We start from the raw sequence: 15,377 nt of genomic DNA on the forward strand, positions 1-15,377 counted from the left end.
CCAAGCCGATTGTTTCGTAGCGGGGTCCGCCGTGAAGTTGGCATTTGTTCATTCGCAGTCTTATCGGAAAGCGGTCTCACTTGCTGCTGCGCGGCTGACGCCGCTCCTACAGGAGCTTCGGCAGGCTATCGGTAACGCCCCAGCCGAGCATGGCTCGGCTCTACAGTGGCCGAGATGGTTTCCGACGTCACCGCCTGCTACTGCCGTGCGCGTCTACGGTTACAGTCCAGGGTCCTCTCATTACGGGACCTCTCATGCCTGTATTCCTTCGCAGTCCACGCCTGCATGCGCTGTTGCTCACCGCGTTGCTGCCCTTCGCCGTGCAAGCACAAACGCCGCGCCTGATCGGCTATGTGATGGACAGCCCCGAGCCGTTGCAATTGTCGGCACAGAAGCTCGACGTGATGAACTTCGCCTTCGCCGTGGTTCGCCCCGACGGCAGCGTCTACCTGCCAGAGAACGTCGATCCGGCACGCCTGCATGCGGTAGTCGGCAAGCGCGCGGACAACCCGTCACTGCAGATCGTGTTGTCGATTGGTGGCTGGGGTGCCGGCAACTTCTCCGAGGCCGCCGCCACTGCACCGGCACGCGCACGCTTCATCGACAGCAGCGTCGCGCTGATGCACCAGTTCAAGCTCGATGGCCTGGACATCGACTGGGAATACCCCACGCTCGGTGATGCCGACATCAGCCACAGCCCGGATGATCGCCACAACTTCACCGTGCTGCTGGAAGAACTGCGCGCGCGCCTGGACCGCGAAGGTAACGGCAAGCGTCATTACCTGCTGACCATCGCCGCTGCCGAAGGCCGTGCCGCGGAAGGCCTGGAGCTGCCGCGCATCGCCGAGTCGTTGGATTGGATCAATCTGATGACCTACGACTTCTATGGCAGCCTGACCAAGACCACCGGCCATCACTCCGGGCTTGCGCGCTCATCGCTGGCTACGCCGCAGGGCCGTACCACCGTGGATGCGGTGAAGTACTTCCTCGATGCCAGCGTGCCTGCCGGGAAGATCAACGTCGGCGTGCCGTTCTACGGCCGCACGTTTGGTGATGTCGGTACGGACAACAACGGTCGCTTCCAGAAATTCACCAAGGAAGGCGGCTTCATCACCTGGCGTGACATCGTCCATAGCCGCCTCAACGCGCCGGGTTGGCAACGTCATTGGGATGACGAGGCGCAGGTGCCGTGGCTGTGGAACGCCAGCGAGCGACGCATGATCAGTTACGACGATCCGCAATCGCTGCTGATCAAGGTCAACTACGTGAAGCAGCAAGGCCTGGGCGGCGTCATGTATTGGGAGCAGCGTGGTGATGACAACGAGCAGCTGCTTGATGTGTTGCATGAGGCGCTGCGCGCTGACCCGGTAGTGCCGAGCCAAGCTCGGCAGGAGCTTCACCGGTAACACCCCAACCGTAGTGCCGAGCCATGCTCGGCAGAGGGCTTCCCCGCAGAAGCTGCCCTCACCCCAACCCCTCTCCCGCATGCGGGAGAAGGGCTGGATTGGCCGCGCACTGCAGCGCCAAGTAGTGCCGAGCCATGCTCGGCAGGAGCTTCCCCGGTAACTCCAACCGTAGTGCCGAGCCATGCTCGGCAGAAGCGTCACCGCCCCCCATTTGTGGGAGCGGCGCTGGGTGGCTATCGGTAACGCCTCTTGCCGAGCATGGCTCGGCACTACAGGAACGAAGAAGGCGCGGATTGCTCCGCGCCTTCTTCGTTGCATCACACAAGCCTGCGCTTAGAAGCGGGTCTTGAACTCCACGCCCCACAGACGCGGCTCGTTGATGAAGCCGGTGAGGTTGTTGAAGTCGATGCCGCCGGTGGCGCGGATCTGGTTGGTGATGTTGCGGCCGTACAGCGCCACGTCGTAGTCACCGTCATTCCACTGGTAACCCACGCGCAGGCCGCCTTCCAGCAGCGACTTGCCGGTGAATTCCTTGGACTCGTACAGGAAGAAATTGACTTCGCTACGGTAGGCCCAGTCGGTGAACACATACAGCTGCGTACCATCGGCCAGCGGCAGCGACCAGCGTGCGGTCATGTTGTGGGTCCACTCCGGCGCCTGCGGCAGCGAGTTGCCGTTGATCAGCACCTTGCCGTTGACGACCGGATTGGTCACGGTGCAGGAGAAGCACGGCGCCACGCTCAGATCGGAATCCTTGATCTCGGTGTGGTTGTAGCCGCTGCCCAGGGTGACCAGCAGGTTGTCGGTCAGGTAGGCCTGCAGATCCAGCTCGAAGCCCTGGCCAACACTCTTGTCGGCATTGAGCAGGATGTTGGCATTGCCGCCGGCGCCGCCCACGGCGGTCAGCTGCTGGTCCTTGACCCGGTAGTGGTAGACGCTGGCGTTCAAGCGCGCACGGTTGTCCCAGAAGTCGGCCTTCACGCCAGCCTCGAAGGACAGCACGGTTTCCGGATCGGCCACGGTCTTGTTGTTGAAAGCACCCGCCGACTGGATCGAGCTGCCACGGAAGCCGGTGGCGACGCGGCCGTAGACGTTGACGGTGTCATTGACGGCGTAGGTGGCCGAGAAGTCCCAGTTGAACTTCTTGTCCTTGGTCGAGGCCGACAGGTAGGGATCGACCGCATCGCCGGCAGCGAACGCCGCCTGCTGCGCGGCGAGCAGACCGGCGAGATCGCACTTGGCCGACAGCACGCACGGCGAGAAGCCGGTGTTCCAGTAATCCTTGACCTTCAGGTCCTTCTTGTCGACGGTGTAACGCACGCCGGCGCGCAGTTCCAGCTTGTCGGTTGCCTGGAAGTTCAGGCCGCCAAACACCGCCCAGGCATCATTGGTCTGGTTGATGCGCTGGAAACCGTCCTGCTTGCTGCCGTTGGTGCTGTCGTAGCTGACGCTGTCGACGTCATAGTCTTCCTTGAAATAGAACACGCCGGCCTGCCAGTTCAACGGGCCTTCGTTCTGCGATTCAAGACGCAGCTCCTGGGTCCACTGCGAGTGGCTGGGGATGCCATCGGCGGTCTCGGAGGCGAACGGTACGTCAGCGGTGAAGTACGGGCCGGAGGTGCCGTCGATGTCGCCGACGCTGAAGGTATCGACGGTCTCGTAACCGGTGATCGAGGACAGCTTGTAGTTGCCCAGGTCCCAGCTCAGGCGTGCATTGGCACCGCTGCTGTCGAGCTCGGAGTGGTTCAAACCATCGATCGAGACCTTGTTCTCGTCGAAGCCGGGCACGAAGTCGTTGCTGCCCTTCTTGAAGATGTTGCCGCGGAACAGGCGCGCGGTACCGTTGAGGTGACGCTTGTGCGCACCCAGCAACGCTTCGAAGTTGTCGCCTTCGTACAGGAACTGCGCACGCACGGCCGATTCGTCATAGCCTTCCAGGCCGTCGTTCGGGCCGGTGCCGGTGTTCTTCACCCAGTCGTCGCGACGCTGGTACAAGGCCGACACACGTGCCGACCAGCGCGCGCTCAGTGCGCCACCAACGGCAGCCTCGACGTTCCACAGGTTGTCGCTGCCGTAGCCGACCTTGCCGTAGCCCTCGAACTCCTGCGACGGACGCACCGAGTCGAACTTGACCACACCAGCCGGGGTGTTGCGGCCGAACAGCGAACCCTGCGGGCCACGCAACACTTCCACCTGTTCCACGTCGAAGATGGGGAAGCCCTTGAGGATCGGGTTTTCCTGCACGATGTCGTCATACACCAGCGAGACCGGCTGCGAGGTATTCAGACGGAAGTCGGTGTTGCCGTAGCCGCGGATGTAGAAGCGCGGGAACGCACGGCCGAACGAGGATTCGATGTTCAGGCTGGGCACGCGGCCGGAGAGGTAACGCACGTCGGTACCGCCGGAGGCCAGCGCGTCGAGCTTCTCGCCGCTGACGGTGCTGATCGACACCGGCACGTCCTGGATGTTCTCCACCTTGCGTGCGGCGGTGACCTTCACCGCATCCAGCGTGGCGGCTTCCTTCTGGGCCGGGGTCGCATCCTGCGCGGCAGCGGTGAGTGGCAGTACGGCGAGAACGGCGACAAACAGCGGATGCGCTGCCGGCAGGCGGCGGCGGACGGTACGGGTCGGGGACATGGCGGAGAAGGGCCTGTTGAGGAGGAATGGGGAACTGCGCCTAGCATGGAATTGTTGCAGTACAACATTCGTATCGCAATCGTTCAGGTATTCAGCAGCATGACGCCTGTCAGGGGTATCTGGCCCTTGCGCCGCATAGACTTGGGGCTTCCTTCCTGCCCAGGCACCTTGCCATGACCCAGTGGTATTTCCATATTCCCGGCCAGGCCGACCGCGTCGGCCCCTTGGACGACGAGGCCGCGCGTCGCTTTGCCCAGGGCAGCCGCCAGGCATTGGCCTGGCGCGAGGGCATGCAGGGCTGGCAGGCGGTGACCGAGATCGCCGACTTCGGCGGCCAGGCCGGCCCGCCACCGACCCCGCCGCCGGTGGGTGGCAGGGGCAACCGTGCTGACGATATCGACTTCCGCATCATCGGGCATGAGATGCAGTTCGTGGAAATCGAACTGGACCCGGGCGAGAGCGCGATTGCCGAGGCCGGCGCACTGATGTTCAAGGATTCCACGGTACAGATGGACACCGTGTTCGGTGACGGCCGCCACGAGGGCCAGGGCGGCGGCTTCATGGACAAGCTGATGTCGGCCGGCAAGCGCGTGATCACCGGCGAGAGCCTGTTCGCCACCGTGTTCACCCACACCGGCAACGGCAAGGCCAAGGTCGCCTTCGCCGCGCCCTATCCCGGCACCGTGATCCCGATGAAGCTGGACCAGCACGGCGGCAAGCTGATCTGCCAGAAGGACAGCTTCCTGGCCGGCGCGCGCGGCGTGCAGGTGGGCGTGCATTTCCAGCGCAAGGTGATGACCGGGCTGTTCGGCGGCGAAGGTTTCATCATGCAGAAGCTTGAAGGCGACGGCTGGGTGTTCGTGCACGCCGGTGGTTGCGTGGTGGAACGTGAGCTGGCCGCAGGCGAGCGCATCGACGTGGATACCGGCTGCGTGGTCGCTTACCACGCCGGTGTGGACATGGACGTGCGCCGCGTGGCCGGCCTGAAGAGCATGTTCTTCGGCGGCGAAGGCGTGTTCCTGGCGACCCTGACCGGCCCCGGCAAGGTCTGGCTGCAATCGCTGCCGTTCTCGCGCCTGGCTGGCCGTATGTATGCCGCCGCACCGCAGGGCGGTGGCCAGAGCCGCGGTGAGGGCTCGGTGCTGGGTGGGCTGGGCCGCTTGCTGGATGGTGACAACAAGTTCTGATGTCACCGCGGTTTCCGTAACCCGGCTGGAGAGGCCGGGTTACGGAATCATGTACGCACCCATTGCGCACACGCAGCGTGCCGTCGTCCATGCATGGAAGATGTATCTGCTTGTCGCTCCCTGGCGCCGTGGCCATACTCGCCGCATTCATTTTCAGGGGATGGCAGGACGCCATGCACGCGCAGGACAATGTTTACGCACCACCACAGGCCTCACTGACGCAGGAAACCATAGGACCGTCGGCCTTGCCGCCGTTCTATGTGGTTTCAATCACCAAGCTGGTGCTGCTGTACGTCGCCACCCTCGGGTTCTATTCGCTGTATTGGTTCTGGAAACACTGGGCCCGGCACAAGCGCGACAAGAAGCTGGATATCTGGCCAGTGCCGCGCGCGATCTTCGCGATCTTCTTCGCCAATAGCCTGAACCAGGAAATCGACCATCGGCTGCGTCGCGCAGGCAAGCGCTACGTTTGGTCACCGGGCCTGTGGGCCGGCGCTTACGTCATCTCGGCCATTGGCGGACGCATCGTCAGCCGCATCCCCGATAACCTCCTGCCGGCTCTGCCCAGCTTCGGCATCGGCATGCTGTTGCTGGCGGTGAACGCAATGGCACTCGTGCAGGCGCAACGCGCGGCCAACCTTGCCTGCGGTGATCCAACGGGGGCAGGCAATTCGCGACTGACCGCAGCAAACTGGGCCTGGCTGGTAGTGGGCGGGCTGTTCTGGGTGGTGATCGCGCTTGGCATACTCGCGTTGTTCTGGACGCCAACGGTGAACGTCCCGGCGGGCTAGTTCCGGCTGCGGAAGACAGCCGCAGCTAAACCACGCAGTGGCCCGCCGGCGGCCTTGCCCATACAAAGCGCTATGCTGGCGCCCTTTCCAACGCCCCCTGTTCATCATGAAAGCGCGCAACGTCCGTCTGCTGCTGTCCCTTTCCCTGTTTGGCCTGCTGGCAGCCTGCGGCGGTGAGAACATCAAGCCCACCCCGCCGGCAGCGGTGCAGCCGACCACGCCGGTAAGGCCAGTCAAGATCGGCGTGGCACTGGGCGGTGGCGCGGCCAAGGGTTTTGCCCATATCGGCGTGATCAAGATGCTGGAGGCCAACGGCTTCGAGCCGGTGGTGGTGTCCGGCACCAGCGCCGGCAGCGTGGTCGGTGCCCTGTATGCCAGCGGCATGAACGCCTTCCAGATGCAGCAGAAGGCGGTCGCACTGGATGAAGCCAGCATCCGCGATATCCGCCTGTTCTCCGGCGGCCTGGTGCAAGGCCAGAAGCTGCAGGACTACGTCAACGCGCAGGTCGGCAACAAGCGCGCCGAGCAGCTGCAGAAGCCGTTCGCCGCAGTTGCCACGCAGCTGGAAACCGGCGAGCGCGCGGTATTCGTGCGCGGCAATGTCGGCCAGGCGGTGCGGGCTTCCAGCTCCATCCCCGGTGTGTTCGAGCCGGTGATCATCGGCGGCAAGAGCTATGTCGACGGCGGCGTGGTCAGCCCGGTGCCGGTGGATGCGGCCAAGCAGCTGGGCGCCGAATTCGTGATCGCAGTGGATATCTCCAGCCGCGCCACCGGCCAGCGCCCGACCGGCCTGCTGGGTGCGGTGGGCCAGTCCATCACCATCATGGGCCAGCGCCTGGGTGAGCAGGAACTGGCACGCGCCGACGTGGTGATCCGCCCGGCGGTGTTGGACATCGGCGCAGCCGATTTCGAGCAGCGTGGCCGCGCCATCCTGGAAGGCGAGAAGGCCGCGATGGCAGCAATGCCGCAGATCCGCGCCGGCATTGCCCGCCTGCAGCAGGCGCGTGCCGCCAGCGCGCGCAATGCCGATGCACGCGCCGCCGCCGTACAGGCCGAAGCACACCAGCGCTGCCAGGACAGCCGCAGCCGCATCGAAAAACTGCGTGGCATCGAGAAGAACTGCAGCGCGCCAGCGCGTTGAGGTTTGAAGCCCCTCTCCAATGGGAGAGGGGTTGGGGTGAGGGTACGGTTGAAGCGAGTTGCTGCAGGGTGTTCCATGGGCTTCGCCCCTTACCCTCATCCGCCCCTGCGGGGCACCTTCTCCCGCAGGGGGAAGGAACCACCTTAACGCCCCAGCTGCGACAGCGGCAGGGCGCGGAACTCCTTCACCGTGCGCAGCACGAAACTGGAATTGACGTCGGCCACGCCGGCTGCGTTGAGCAGCTTGTCGAGCAGGAATTCCGAGAAGTGGTCCAGGTCACGCACGTAGACCTGCAGCAGATAGTCCATGTCGCCTGTGAGCGCATGGCAGGCCACCACTTCGTCCCATAGCTGCACCGCCTGCACGAAGTGATCGATCGCCGCCTGGCCGTGCTTGGACAGCTGCACGCGCACGAAGGCCTGCAGGCCCAGCCCGATCGCGCGTGGCTCCAGCCGTGCGCCATAACCGGCGATCACGCCTTCCGCTTCCAGCCGCTGCACCCGCCGCAGGCAGGCCGACGGCGAGAGATTCACCCGCGCCGCGAGCTCGGCGTTGGTGGCGCGGCCATGCTGCTGGATTTCGACCAGAAGCCGCAGATCCGTGCGATCAAGATTCACCGACGCCATCTTTGTTGCTCCGCACCATTGAATGGACGCAACAATATTGCGTCATAACCAACTGACAGCGCAATTACGCACACCTGTTGCGCGGCAGGCTTCCTACCATGCGGTTATCTATTCCCTTCAGGAGCTGCCGCCATGGAAGCCAACCCGCGCCGCGTCGAACACCAACAGACCGACAAGGGTTACGTGCCGGTCTATACCACCGCCGTTGTGGAGCAGCCCTGGGACGGCTACAGCGCCGACGACCATGCCACCTGGAGCATCTTGTACCAGCGCCAGCGCGAGCTGCTGGTCGGCCGTGCCTGCCAGGAGTTCCTCGATGCCCAGGACGAGATGGGCATGAGCGAGCACATGATTCCGCGCTTCGACCAGCTCAATGAAGTGCTGGGCGCGGCCACCGGCTGGACCCTGGTCGGGGTGGAAGGCCTGCTGCCGGAACTCGATTTCTTCGATCACCTGGCCAACCGCCGCTTCCCGGTGACCTGGTGGATCCGCCGCCCGGACCAGATCGATTACATCGCCGAACCGGACCTGTTCCACGACCTGTTCGGCCACGTGCCGCTGCTGATGAACCCGGTGTTCGCCGACTACATGGCCGCCTACGGCCGCGGTGGCGTCAAAGCCCACGCGATCGGCCCGGACGCGCTGCAGAACCTGACCCGCCTGTACTGGTACACGGTGGAATTCGGCCTGATCAACACAGCCGAGGGCCTGCGCATCTACGGTGCTGGCATCGTCTCCTCCAAGGGCGAGTCGCTGTACTCGCTGGAGTCGGCCGCGCCGAACCGGATTGGCTTCGACCTGGAGCGGATCATGCGCACCCGCTACCGCATCGACACCTTCCAGAAGAGCTACTTCGTCATCGACGGCTTCGAACAGCTGATGGCCGCGACCGAACCGGACTTCACCCCGATCTACGCACGTCTGGCCAACGCCGAACATCTGCCTGCCGGTGACGTGCAGGAAGGTGACACGGTGTTCCAGCGCGGCAGCGGCGAAGGCTGGGCTGACGGCGGCGACGTCTGAGCCAGCTAACATCGCAGCAGACGAACGAAGAAGCCGCCCAAGGGCGGCTTCTTCGTCTGCGTCCCACGTAGCCCGGGTAAGCAAAGCGCACCCGGGGCTCACAGAATCATGCAGCTCACTGCGCCGCCTTGGCCACCCGCCGACCGCCGTACTTGCGGTCCAGGTAGACGCCAACCAATACCGCCACCAGCAACGGTGCCGCCCACGGGAACAGCTCGATCAGCAATGCCGGCACCGTGGTATGGCTGTGCAGCCACTGCCATACCGGCCGCATGCCGATGCCGAGGAAGGCCACATGGGTAGCGATGCCCGCACCCAGGATCGACTGGTAGTGCTGGCGGAACGCCCAGTCCGGACGCGACGGGCCACGGCGGGCGAACTTCAGCATGCGCCAGCCCACCCACAGGCCAATCGACGAGAAGCCCAGGAACAGGGGCTGGCGATGCTGGATGCCGGTGCCCACCACCACCAGGGCCAGGATCACCATCGGCCACAGCGCCAGATGCCAGCCCGGCCGTGACACCAGCTGCTTCCAATCGCGCTTGTCGGTGACCGCACGCCAGGCCAGCCACGTCGCGTTGCCGGTGATCGCCATCAGGTAGGCCAGGAACAAGGCCGACAACGGCTGCTGGCGGAAGAAGGCGAACTGGACGGTGATCGGCAGCGCGGTAACCACGATCACCGCCATCGCCACCAGATACACCTTGCCCAGCAAGCGATGCCGGGGCGAGCCTTTCTTCATGAACGCCGCCGACCAGAAGCCAACCAGGGCGACCACGCCGGCCAGCACATGCAGCGCAACGATCAGGGAATATCCGGGCATGACAGCGATCTCTTCGATGGTGGCCGGCGAATGCGATGGCCTATGCACAGCGTGCGTTTTCTGGCGCACGCACGGCAGTCGCGGCAGTCATTGATCGACCCTGCCGGAAGTCACTTTCTGCTCCGCCCCCCTTGCCGCTGCGGCCTGCGCCCACCAGCATGCGTGCATGGAAATCACTCCCCGTTCGCGCTGGCACAGGCTGCTGCACCCGCTCAACCTCGCCGGCCTGCTGACCTGGCTGGCGGTAGCGGCCACCCTGCCCTATGGCTCCGCCGAGCAACTCGCCCTGCGCTGGGGCAGCGCTTTGCTGTTCCTCGTCGCCTTTCTGTTTGCCGCCAGCTACGAGCGTCCCTCGGCGCAACGCAGCGTGGCGCTGCTGGTCGAGGCAGTGGCGGCGCTGGCGGTGATCCGCCTCGCCGCCAGCAGCGGTGTGGCGCCCGCCCTGCTGGTGATGCTGGCCGCGCAGGTGGCGATGAGCTGGCCACTGCGTATCACACTGGTGATGATGCTGCTGGTCAACCTGGGCATGTACCTGGTGTTGCGCGAGGTGCACAGTCACCCGGCCGCGGTGGTGCTGATCTTCGCCGGCTTCCAGGCTTTCGCCATGCTCACCACGCACTACGCCAGCAGCGCCGAACAGGCGCGCGACCGACTGGCACTGGTCAATGCCGACCTGCTGGCCACCCGCGCCCTGCTCGCCGAGAGATCGCGCGACATGGAGCGGCTGCGGCTGTCGCGTGAACTGCACGATGTCGCCGGGCACAAGCTCACGGCGCTGAGGTTGCACCTGCGCGCGCTTGCCAGCCGCACGGACGCAGCGCCTGAGCTGGCCCTGTGCGAACAGCTGTCCGCCGAGCTGCTGGGCGATATCCGCGCCGTGGTGCATTGCCTGCGCGACAGCGGCCAACTCGACATGGACACCGCGCTGCACGCGCTGGCCGCACCTTTGCCGCGTCCGCGCCTGCAGCTGCAGTTGGATGCCGACGTGCAGGTCAGCGATACCGCCAAGGCCGAAACCCTGCTGCGCTGCGTGCAGGAGGCCCTCACCAACAGCGCCCGCCACAGCGATGCCAAGGTGCTGCAGGTTGCCCTGCAACGCCGCGACGGACGCTTGCTGCTGGCGATGGAAGACGATGGCCAGTTGCGCGGCGAACCACGCCCTGGCAATGGCCTGACCGGCATGCGCGAACGCGTGGACGAACAAGGCGGCAGCCTGCAGCTGCAACGTGCTGCTTCCGGTGCCCTGCAGATTCGTGTGGAATTGCCGGCATGAACGACTCCCCCCGCATTGCCCTGGTCGACGACCAGGCCCTGATCCGCGCCGGCCTGCGCGCCCTGCTGCAGCAGCTCGGCATCACCATCGTGTTCGAAGCCGACAGCGGTGACGCCCTGCTCGAACAGATCGCGCAGCAGCCGGTGCAGCTGATCCTGTCGGACATCCGCATGCCGGGCATGGACGGCATCCAGGCATTGAAGGCCCTGCGCGGGAGCGGCGATCAAACGCCGTGCGTGTTCCTGACCACCTTCGACGAAAGCGACCTGCTGCTGCGTGCCACCGAAGCCGGTGCGCAGGGTTTCCTGCTGAAAGATGCGGCACCGGAAGACCTGCATGACGCCATCGTGCGCGCCATTGCCGGGCAGACCCTGTTGCAGCCGGTAAGCACCGACGCGGTGCGGCAGCGTTATCGCTACCACGCCGATGACGCGCCGAAGGAGTTGTTCAGCCAGAAGGAAGTCGCGGTCCTGCGATTGATGGCTGGCGGCTACAGCAACCGTGAGATCGCCGGCAGCCTGTTCCTGGCCGAAGGCACGGTGAAGAACTACGTGTCGACCATCCTCGACAAGCTCGACACCCGCGACCGCACCCGCGCGGTGTTGAAAGCCATCACCCTGCGGGTGATCTAGCGCTACCGAACGAAGCCGTAGTGCCGAGCCATGGTCGGCTGGGCTTTGCCGTTAACCTGTCCGCCATTGTGGGAGCGGCGTCAGCCGCGAAGCCCATAAACCATCAGATTGCGGAAATATCGGTTGTTCCAGCGTTGTTAGCTTCGCGGCTGACGCCGCTCCTACAACCGGTGCACAGGTAGAGCCCCTGCCGAGCATGGCTCGGCACTACGCACCTCAACCGTCACGTGCACGATCTCCTCATGGATCGCCAAGGCGCGATGGAACACTTCCGGCGCCACTACGGTTTCGGTCACCACTTCCATCGCGCAGGCATAGCGGCCCCGGCCGACCTGCCAGACATGCAGGTCACTGATCCGGGCAGGCACCTCGCCCTGCTCCACCGCCTCGCGGATCTCGGCCACCACCGGCGCGTCCATCTCCGCATCCAGCAACACGCCACTGGTCTGCCTGATCAGACCCCAGGCCCAGACCGACACCAGTACCGCGCCAACGATGCCCATCAGCGGGTCCAGCCAGGACGCGCCGAAGTACAAGCCACCGAGCAGGGCGATGATCGCCAGCACCGAGGTCGCCGCATCGGCCAGTACATGCAGGTAGGCCGAGCGCTGGTTCAGATCATGGTGATGATGATGGTGGCCGCCATGCGCGTGGTGGTCATGCCCATGATCGTGACCATGATGATGGTGTTGATCGCGCAGCCACCATGCACACAGCAGGTTCACCGCCAAGCCGACCACCGCGATCGCAATGGCCTGCTGGTAGTGGATGGGACTGGGTTTGAACACGCGCAGGATGGACTCGAACGCCATGATCGCGGCAACCCCCAGCAACAGGATCGCGCTGGTGAACCCAGCCAAAATCTCGATCTTCCAGGTCCCGAAGGCAAAGCGTGGATCATCGCGGTAGCGCCGTGCGCAGGCATAGGCAAACGCCGCCAGACCAAGCGCCAGCGCATGCGAGCTCATATGCCAGCCATCGGCCAGCACCGCCATCGAGTTGAACCACCAGCCGCCGACGATCTCGATCACCATCATCACAATGGTCAGCACCATCGCGCGCCGGGTGTTCTTCTCCGCCATCGGATTGCCTTCGCTGAAGGCATGGCTGTGGCGGCGGGAGTGGGCGAGCGCGTCGAGTTGCATGGCGGTGGGTTGGAAGAAGGACGGCGTGATTCTATACCCCCAAGGGGTATATGATGCCAGCCATGGCTCATATCCAACGCGACAAGAAGAAACTGCTGACCCGGGTGCGGCGCATCGCTGGCCAGGTAGCGGCCCTGGAACAGGCACTGGAGAACGGCGACGACTGCGACGGCGTGCTGGTGCAGATCGCCGCCGCCAAAGGCGCCATGCACGGGCTGATGCTGGAAGTGATGGCCGGCCACCTCAGCGACCATGTCGTCGCGGAGAAGGACCCGGCCAAGCGCGCGCAGGAAGCCGAGGTGCTGCTGGAGCTGATGAAACGCCACGCGAAGTGAGGGTAGTGCCGAGCCATGCTCGGCAGGGGCGTCACCCACAGCCCATCAGCGCTTGTGGGAGCGGCGTCAGCCGCGAAGCTCACGAGCCAATAGATTGCCAACACATCAGTGATTGCAGCATTGCCAGCTTCGCGGCTGACGCCGCTCCTACAACGGGGTTCCCGGCACGGCCTCTGCCGAGCATGGCTCGGCACTACCTTGCGACCAGACGCTGTCGGTATGGCCCTGCTGCATGCGCAGTCGGCTGCGGTGCGCGATGTACAGCATCAGCGGCACTGACAGCAGCGCGGTCAGGTCGATCGGCCAGCTGCCTGCGTGGTACCAGCTTCTGCCGATTCCCAAGGTGCCAGCAACGCTGGACAGTGGAATCGCTACGGTGCACAGCGCACTCAGCCACAACAGTTCCACCGCAGCACGCGGCGCACCGCGCAGGAATGCCCAGGCGATGGCGGCGACGAATACCGCGTAGTAGATGCCCGTGTGCCAGGCCTTCAGATCGGTGACCAGCGACGGCAGCCATTTGGTGGCAGCGATGCTGGCCGATATGCCGGCCACGCAACCCAGCGAGACGCCAACCGTCAGGCAGGCCAATACCCAGGCCGAACGCTTCTGCACCGGCGTCTCCGCGCCCTTGCGCTTGCGTCGCCGCGATTCCACCCACAGCAGGTTGCCGGTGTAGAACAGGGCAGCGCCGGCCAGGCCCATCAGCAGGTACAACCAACGCACCGGGTTGCCACCGAAGCTGCCGAAATGCAGCGCAAAGAACGCATTGACCGCGCCGTTCCAGCCATCCATGTGGCCAGGCAGGTCATGCGCATCCACCTCACCGCTATACGGATCCAGATGGGTGCTGGCATATACCCGCGCACGCGTGCCATGGCGGACATCCAGTCCGGTCACCGTTGCTTCAACATGGCCGTCCTTATTCTGGAAGCCGAAGCTCTGCACCTCGAAGCCGGGCAACTGCTGCTCTACCCGGCGCAGCAACTCAGCTGCCGGCAACACTGCTGCCCCTCCGGCCGCTTCGGCGTGCTCCTCGTTCCACTCGATGCCTTGCGGATACACCACCGCTCCCTGCACATCGTAGAACTGGTCATGGAAAGCGAACACCACGCTGGTCAGCGCGATGACGATGTGGAACGGCAGGCTGAACAGTCCCAGGGCGTTGTGTGCATCCAGCCACATGCGCTTGATGTTCTTACCGATGCGCAGCGCGAACACATCCTTGCTCAAGGTGATCAGCAACACGATCAAGCCCGATACCAAGGCGACCGCATACGCCATCGCCACCGCGCCCATGATCGGCCGTGCGATCTTGTCCGGGAACGGCAGGCCGACCAGCTGGTGCAGCGTATCCACCAATTGCGCCACCGGTGCCTTGCGCGTCTGCGCCACCTGCAGGCTGCCGTCGGCGGCGAAGCTGGCGCCATACTCGGTGAACTGGCGACGGCCCTGGCCGGGCGCGCGCTCCTGCCAGTACACCCGCGCCGGTTGATCGGCGTGCGGCCGCACCGAGACGAAATAGCGTGATGCCGCCTTCGGGTGTTCGGCAAGCACCGCGGCCACCAGCGCGTCGGCCTGTTGCAGTGACGGTGCCGGCGACAACGTGGAAGGCGGCGTCGCCCAGCGCTCCAGCGGCTTCTCGAACATGGTGACCGAGCCGGCATAGAAGGCGATGAACAGCATCAGCCCACTGACGATGCCGATCCAGATATGCACGTCCTTGTAGACCTTGATGATGTCGCTGCGGATCTTCATGCAAGCACCTTCATGACATCACTCCACGCACCAGCCACAGCGCGGCGAAGGCCAGCGCATTGGCCACACCCAACCACAGCCAGGCACGCAGGCTGTCACGGAACAGGTAGACGAAGGACAGCACCGTCGACCAGATCGGTGCCATCAGCCACATGTTGAACTGGTTCTTGCCGCCACCAGCATTGATGCCGTCCGGACCCAGCCAGGCAAACAGGCCAGACAGGGCCAGGGCCAGGCCAAAACCCAGCACCACGCCAGCGCAGGTCTTGCCGAACCAGTGCCGGCTTTCCAGCCGCGGTTTCAACGCGTTCATGCCGACCGTCCCGCACGCACGCGTGCACGCCATGCGCCGAGGAACGGGGCGAGCGACCACACCAGCATCAGCAACACCAGCCAGCTGGTGATCGCCTCCAACGGTGCCAGCAGCGGCCACAACGCCAGCAGTGACAGCAATACAAACAACGTGCCCGGCCACCATGCATGCCGCTTCGGCCACGGCCCGGCAGCGCGCAGCTGCTGCTGTGGCGAAGCGACGTACAGCAGCAGTCCGCCAACGATGCCGGCCAAGGTGCCGGCGATGCCCAGCCACAGGTTCATACG

General features: G+C 64.7%; 15 protein-coding genes. 8 read left to right on the top strand and 7 right to left on the bottom strand.

What is annotated here, in order from left to right; translation table 11 throughout:
* Window positions 1-254 precede the first annotated feature (254 nt).
* Window positions 255-1,406 carry a glycoside hydrolase family 18 protein gene (locus AC1VWL_RS13155; protein WP_482986989.1) on the top strand — a complete coding sequence of 384 codons (1,152 nt, stop codon included), beginning with the start codon at window positions 255-257 and terminating at the stop codon, window positions 1,404-1,406.
* Window positions 1,407-1,739: 333 nt separating this feature from the next.
* Here AC1VWL_RS13155 and AC1VWL_RS13160 read toward each other — a convergent pair whose 3' ends face one another.
* On the bottom strand, window positions 1,740-4,043 hold the full coding sequence (locus AC1VWL_RS13160) for a TonB-dependent receptor (protein ID WP_481514295.1): 2,304 nt from the start codon (window positions 4,041-4,043) through the stop codon (window positions 1,740-1,742).
* A gap of 173 nt (window positions 4,044-4,216) precedes the next feature.
* Here AC1VWL_RS13160 and AC1VWL_RS13165 point away from each other — a divergent pair, with 173 nt between their 5' ends.
* From AC1VWL_RS13165 to AC1VWL_RS13175, 3 genes are all read left to right on the top strand, one after another.
* Entirely contained in the window at window positions 4,217-5,230 is a 1,014-nt protein-coding gene (locus AC1VWL_RS13165) for a TIGR00266 family protein (RefSeq protein ID WP_313172815.1), read from the top strand.
* Window positions 5,231-5,403: 173 nt separating this feature from the next.
* Entirely contained in the window at window positions 5,404-6,021 is a 618-nt protein-coding gene (locus AC1VWL_RS13170) for a hypothetical protein (protein ID WP_482986990.1), read from the top strand.
* Between the two features lie 106 nt (window positions 6,022-6,127).
* Window positions 6,128-7,162 (top strand): patatin-like phospholipase family protein, encoded by a 1,035-nt coding sequence (locus AC1VWL_RS13175; protein WP_482986991.1) that lies wholly within the window; start codon window positions 6,128-6,130, stop codon window positions 7,160-7,162.
* A gap of 143 nt (window positions 7,163-7,305) precedes the next feature.
* Here the strand turns inward: AC1VWL_RS13175 and AC1VWL_RS13180 are convergent, their stop codons facing one another.
* Window positions 7,306-7,788, bottom strand: coding sequence for an Lrp/AsnC family transcriptional regulator (locus tag AC1VWL_RS13180; protein ID WP_282271903.1), 483 nt, complete (start codon window positions 7,786-7,788; stop codon window positions 7,306-7,308).
* A gap of 132 nt (window positions 7,789-7,920) precedes the next feature.
* On the opposite strand from AC1VWL_RS13180, the gene phhA reads away from it, so the two are divergent.
* Entirely contained in the window at window positions 7,921-8,811 is an 891-nt protein-coding gene (gene phhA, locus AC1VWL_RS13185; protein ID WP_482986992.1) for a phenylalanine 4-monooxygenase, read from the top strand.
* 115 nt (window positions 8,812-8,926) lie between these two features.
* Here the strand turns inward: phhA and AC1VWL_RS13190 are convergent, their stop codons facing one another.
* Window positions 8,927-9,634, bottom strand: a complete 708-nt coding sequence (locus AC1VWL_RS13190) for a DUF2306 domain-containing protein (RefSeq protein WP_482986993.1) — start codon at window positions 9,632-9,634, stop codon at window positions 8,927-8,929.
* A 166-nt stretch (window positions 9,635-9,800) separates the two neighbouring features.
* Between AC1VWL_RS13190 and AC1VWL_RS13195 the strand changes: the two genes are divergently transcribed.
* Both AC1VWL_RS13195 and AC1VWL_RS13200 read left to right on the top strand, forming a co-directional pair.
* Window positions 9,801-10,907, top strand: a complete 1,107-nt coding sequence (locus tag AC1VWL_RS13195) for a sensor histidine kinase (protein WP_296250373.1) — start codon at window positions 9,801-9,803, stop codon at window positions 10,905-10,907.
* On the top strand, window positions 10,904-11,539 hold the full coding sequence (locus AC1VWL_RS13200) for a response regulator transcription factor (RefSeq protein ID WP_482986994.1): 636 nt from the start codon (window positions 10,904-10,906) through the stop codon (window positions 11,537-11,539). The genes AC1VWL_RS13195 and AC1VWL_RS13200 overlap by 4 nt, the downstream gene beginning before the upstream one ends.
* 161 nt (window positions 11,540-11,700) lie before the next feature.
* Here the strand turns inward: AC1VWL_RS13200 and dmeF are convergent, their stop codons facing one another.
* Window positions 11,701-12,684 carry a CDF family Co(II)/Ni(II) efflux transporter DmeF gene (dmeF, locus tag AC1VWL_RS13205; RefSeq protein WP_482986995.1) on the bottom strand — a complete coding sequence of 328 codons (984 nt, stop codon included), beginning with the start codon at window positions 12,682-12,684 and terminating at the stop codon, window positions 11,701-11,703.
* A 62-nt stretch (window positions 12,685-12,746) separates the two neighbouring features.
* Here dmeF and AC1VWL_RS13210 point away from each other — a divergent pair, with 62 nt between their 5' ends.
* Window positions 12,747-13,019 (top strand): metal/formaldehyde-sensitive transcriptional repressor, encoded by a 273-nt coding sequence (locus AC1VWL_RS13210; RefSeq protein ID WP_296250379.1) that lies wholly within the window; start codon window positions 12,747-12,749, stop codon window positions 13,017-13,019.
* Window positions 13,020-13,166: 147 nt separating this feature from the next.
* Here AC1VWL_RS13210 and AC1VWL_RS13215 read toward each other — a convergent pair whose 3' ends face one another.
* Genes AC1VWL_RS13215 through AC1VWL_RS13225 form a run of 3 tightly spaced genes read right to left on the bottom strand, consistent with a single transcriptional unit; the run spans window position 13,167 to window position 15,374 of the window.
* Window positions 13,167-14,777 carry a PepSY-associated TM helix domain-containing protein gene (locus AC1VWL_RS13215; RefSeq protein WP_482986996.1) on the bottom strand — a complete coding sequence of 537 codons (1,611 nt, stop codon included), beginning with the start codon at window positions 14,775-14,777 and terminating at the stop codon, window positions 13,167-13,169.
* 10 nt (window positions 14,778-14,787) lie between these two features.
* Complete coding sequence (locus AC1VWL_RS13220) at window positions 14,788-15,090, bottom strand: hypothetical protein (protein ID WP_482986997.1); 303 nt, start codon at window positions 15,088-15,090, stop codon at window positions 14,788-14,790.
* Window positions 15,087-15,374: a hypothetical protein gene (locus AC1VWL_RS13225; RefSeq protein ID WP_482986998.1), complete on the bottom strand. Its 288-nt coding sequence runs from the start codon at window positions 15,372-15,374 to the stop codon at window positions 15,087-15,089. The genes AC1VWL_RS13220 and AC1VWL_RS13225 overlap by 4 nt, the downstream gene beginning before the upstream one ends.
* Window positions 15,375-15,377: the final 3 nt, after the last annotated feature.

Source organism: Stenotrophomonas sp. STEN063, assembly GCF_056854515.1.

Excerpts from the sequence above, each read along its gene's own strand:
- AC1VWL_RS13155 (WP_482986989.1), top strand. The coding sequence starts at position 255 with ATGCCTGTATTCCTTCGCAGTCCACGCCTGCATGCGCTGTTGCTCACC.
- AC1VWL_RS13160 (WP_481514295.1), bottom strand. The coding sequence starts at position 4,043 with ATGTCCCCGACCCGTACCGTCCGCCGCCGCCTGCCGGCAGCGCATCCG.
- AC1VWL_RS13165 (WP_313172815.1), top strand. The coding sequence starts at position 4,217 with ATGACCCAGTGGTATTTCCATATTCCCGGCCAGGCCGACCGCGTCGGC.
- AC1VWL_RS13170 (WP_482986990.1), top strand. The coding sequence starts at position 5,404 with ATGCACGCGCAGGACAATGTTTACGCACCACCACAGGCCTCACTGACG.
- AC1VWL_RS13175 (WP_482986991.1), top strand. The coding sequence starts at position 6,128 with ATGAAAGCGCGCAACGTCCGTCTGCTGCTGTCCCTTTCCCTGTTTGGC.
- AC1VWL_RS13180 (WP_282271903.1), bottom strand. The coding sequence starts at position 7,788 with ATGGCGTCGGTGAATCTTGATCGCACGGATCTGCGGCTTCTGGTCGAA.
- phhA (WP_482986992.1), top strand. The coding sequence starts at position 7,921 with ATGGAAGCCAACCCGCGCCGCGTCGAACACCAACAGACCGACAAGGGT.
- AC1VWL_RS13190 (WP_482986993.1), bottom strand. The coding sequence starts at position 9,634 with ATGCCCGGATATTCCCTGATCGTTGCGCTGCATGTGCTGGCCGGCGTG.
- AC1VWL_RS13195 (WP_296250373.1), top strand. The coding sequence starts at position 9,801 with ATGGAAATCACTCCCCGTTCGCGCTGGCACAGGCTGCTGCACCCGCTC.
- AC1VWL_RS13200 (WP_482986994.1), top strand. The coding sequence starts at position 10,904 with ATGAACGACTCCCCCCGCATTGCCCTGGTCGACGACCAGGCCCTGATC.
- dmeF (WP_482986995.1), bottom strand. The coding sequence starts at position 12,684 with ATGCAACTCGACGCGCTCGCCCACTCCCGCCGCCACAGCCATGCCTTC.
- AC1VWL_RS13210 (WP_296250379.1), top strand. The coding sequence starts at position 12,747 with ATGGCTCATATCCAACGCGACAAGAAGAAACTGCTGACCCGGGTGCGG.
- AC1VWL_RS13215 (WP_482986996.1), bottom strand. The coding sequence starts at position 14,777 with ATGAAGATCCGCAGCGACATCATCAAGGTCTACAAGGACGTGCATATC.
- AC1VWL_RS13220 (WP_482986997.1), bottom strand. The coding sequence starts at position 15,090 with ATGAACGCGTTGAAACCGCGGCTGGAAAGCCGGCACTGGTTCGGCAAG.
- AC1VWL_RS13225 (WP_482986998.1), bottom strand. The coding sequence starts at position 15,374 with ATGAACCTGTGGCTGGGCATCGCCGGCACCTTGGCCGGCATCGTTGGC.